Raw genomic sequence first — 2,948 nt, 5'->3', positions numbered from 1 at the left:
GGAGGTGTGCTTGGACTCGGCCGGAATGTCATGCCGCAACCGATACAACAACTCGACCACGGTCCAACCGATCAGCGGAATGACAGTGCACCAAAGCACCGAGAACATCAGCACCGGTCGATTGGCTTCCGACCAGAACGGCGCATCCAACACCACTGCCGGACCATTCGCATAGCCGAGGCCGGTGAACGACAGCAACGCAGCTGCGGCGACTACTGGCAGCACACATAACCACGTATAGCGCGATGGTGGCGTGTCCGGCGCGCGTACGAAGCGTCGGTGGTAATAGACAGAGAAGCTCGCCAGCAACTCGACCAGCAGCGACGTGTACAACAACGTTCGGCCCAGGCCAGGGCTGACGGTGCTCTGCACCAGCAGATACACGCCTTGCGGAATGACGACCAGCGCCGCCAACAGCGGCAGGATCACCAGCCAGTTCAACAGCAGGTTGCGCACGATGATGGCCGCTGCCGTCCACGTGTCGCCGGAGAAAAGACCAAGCCGCGGCGTGAGGTAGTTACTGAACTGACGCAAATGATCGACGGGCTTGGGTTCGGGCGCGAGTGGATTGGCGGGTTGCTGAGCGTCGTTGCCCAACTCCTCGAACACTTCCTTGGCAGTGCCGGCAGTTTGTTGCTGACGATGCACCCAGGCCTGCAGCCAGCTGGCGATATAGCCGCCGCCGGACACGCTGGACAGATAGTCGAACTCGGGCAGCAATTTGTTTTTGGCCAGCGCCTGCAACACGCCGAGATTGAACGTCGCACTGCGAATGCCACCGCCGGACAAACACAACGCCGATAGTGGCGGCTGTGCCTTGTTCGGATCTGTGTCGGCATCGAGCGTGCCCACCTTCTGGAACAGCTCGCGCAAGTTGTCTTGGAACTGCGCATCGGTGCCGGCATCGTCGGGCCGTTGCGGGTCGAATTTTGCCGGTTGGAACGGGTGCGAAGCGCAGTACTCGGGGCGCAGCGCTTGCAGTTCACGCCAGAGCACTTCGTTGAATGTAGTGCGCTCGGCGGTCGGTTCTGACATGGCGGATTCCTTCGCGGATATTTGTTATGGCCTGCGGTGCGGACTTTAGCACGCGCCTCGCATCGTTCCTGGTTCTATGGTATCGAGACGTCATCGCCAGGGAAGCTGGGGGGATGTCATGAAGGACCACTTGCTCATCAGCGCCATGCTGTCCGCTCTGCTGAGCGCGCCCGCAGTTGCGGCCGACGGCAAATGGCAAATGCCACGAACCGCCGACGGTCACCCCGATCTGCAGGGCGTGTGGACCAACGCCACCATCACACCGCTGGAACGTCCCAAAGAATTCGGCGAGCGTCTGGTCATCAGCGACGCCGAAGCCAAAGCCATCGAGTCGCAGAATCAGCAGTTCAACGACGACGCCGATGCGCCCACCGATCCCAATACCCGCACTCAGGATCTGCCCAACAGTTGCGGGCTGGGATTTACCGGTGCCGACTGCGGCTACAACAATTTCTGGATCGATCGCGGCCAGGCCGTCATCGAAGTGAATGGCGAGCGCCGCAGCTCGCTGATCGTCGCGCCCAAGGACGGCCGGGTGCCGTTATTGCCGGAGCGACAGAAGCTGCTGACCGAACGCTTCATGGCGATGCGAACCAACTTCGACGGTCCCGAGGTGCGGCCGTTGGCGGAGCGTTGTCTGTTGTCGTTCGGTTCCAGCTCCGGCCCGCCGATGTTGCCGGTGCTGTACAACAACCATTATCAAATCGTGCAGAACCGGGACTCGGTATTGATCCTGGTGGAGATGGTGCATGACGCACGCATCGTTCGGCTCAACGGCAAAGCCAGCGGCGTGCCGAAATGGATGGGTGATTCGGTGGGCCGCTGGGAAGGCGACACGCTGGTGGTGGAGACCAGCAACTTCACCGATAAGGAATCGTTCCGCGGCTCCACCGCGAAACTGAAAATCACCGAGCGCTTTACTCGCGTCTCGGCGGACAAGATCAACTATCGAGTGACGTTGGACGACCCTGTCGCGTTCTCACAGCCTTGGACGGCGGAGTATCCGTTCTACGCCACCAATGAACCGATCTACGAGTACGCTTGCCACGAAGGCAATTACGCGCTGCCCGGCATCCTTGCCGGTGCGCGTGAAGATGAAAAGCGAAAGCGGCAGGCGAGTGCGTCTACCGCAAGCAAGTAGTAGTTACTTGGCTTCGCGCTCCAGCAACTCTTCGATGGTGATGCCGACTTCTGGCACGCCGCCGAACACCGTGCCCAGACGATTCTCGGTGAAGTGCTTGAGCGCGATCTGTGCGGCCTGCTCAGGCAACGCGACGAAGCCGACCTGAGCGGCGAGGTCCGGGCCTTCGGTGAGATAGAACTCGATCAGCTGACGCACTTCCGGACGCTGCGCCGACTTGTCGCTCACATAAATAAAGAGCGGGCGCGACAGCGGCTGATATTTGCCGTCTACCACCGTGTCATTGCTCGGCAGCACCTGAGTGCCGTCGTCGCGTTCGATGGGCACGGCGCGCATGCGGTCCTTATGCGACGCGTAGTAGGCGTAGCCAAAGTAACCGAGTGCGTTCTTGTTGTTCTCCACACCTTGCACCAGCACGTTGTCGTCTTCGCTGGCGGTGTAATCGCCGCGGCTGGCCTTGGCTTTGTGGCTCACTGCTTCGGTGAAGTAGTCGAAGGTGCCTGAATCGGCGCCGGGGCCGAACAACATCAGCGGCACATCGGGCCATTCCGGACGCACCTGGCTCCAGCGGGTGATCTGACCTTGCGCGGCCGGCTCCCACATCTTTTTCAGATCGGCGATGGTCAGGGATTTGACCCAATCGTTCTTGGGATTGACCACCACGGTGATGGCATCGAAGGCCACCGGCAGCTCGATGAAGTTGATGCCGGCCTTGCGGCACATCTCGATTTCTTCGGTGAGGATGGGGCGCGAGGCATTGGAGATGTCGATG

3 protein-coding genes are annotated in these 2,948 nt (G+C 60.7%); 1 reads left to right on the top strand and 2 read right to left on the bottom strand.

Features of this window, described 5'->3' with window-relative positions:
• Positions 1-1,035 (bottom strand): patatin-like phospholipase family protein (locus tag JNL55_RS22025; protein ID WP_293858964.1); only part of this gene is annotated, 1,035 nt, incomplete at its 3' end.
• A 118-nt stretch (positions 1,036-1,153) separates the two neighbouring features.
• Here JNL55_RS22025 and JNL55_RS22020 point away from each other — a divergent pair.
• Positions 1,154-2,176 carry a hypothetical protein gene (locus JNL55_RS22020; protein WP_293858962.1) on the top strand — a complete coding sequence of 341 codons (1,023 nt, stop codon included), beginning with the start codon at positions 1,154-1,156 and terminating at the stop codon, positions 2,174-2,176.
• 3 nt (positions 2,177-2,179) lie between these two features.
• Here JNL55_RS22020 and JNL55_RS22015 read toward each other — a convergent pair.
• A partial coding sequence (locus tag JNL55_RS22015) for a PstS family phosphate ABC transporter substrate-binding protein (protein WP_293858959.1) occupies positions 2,180-2,948 on the bottom strand: 769 nt, incomplete at its 5' end.

The sequence above is a fragment of the Steroidobacter sp. genome, assembly GCF_016790065.1.
Taxonomy (GTDB): Bacteria; Pseudomonadota; Gammaproteobacteria; order Steroidobacterales; family Steroidobacteraceae; genus Steroidobacter.
This window is presented reverse-complemented; position numbering and strand designations above follow the sequence as displayed.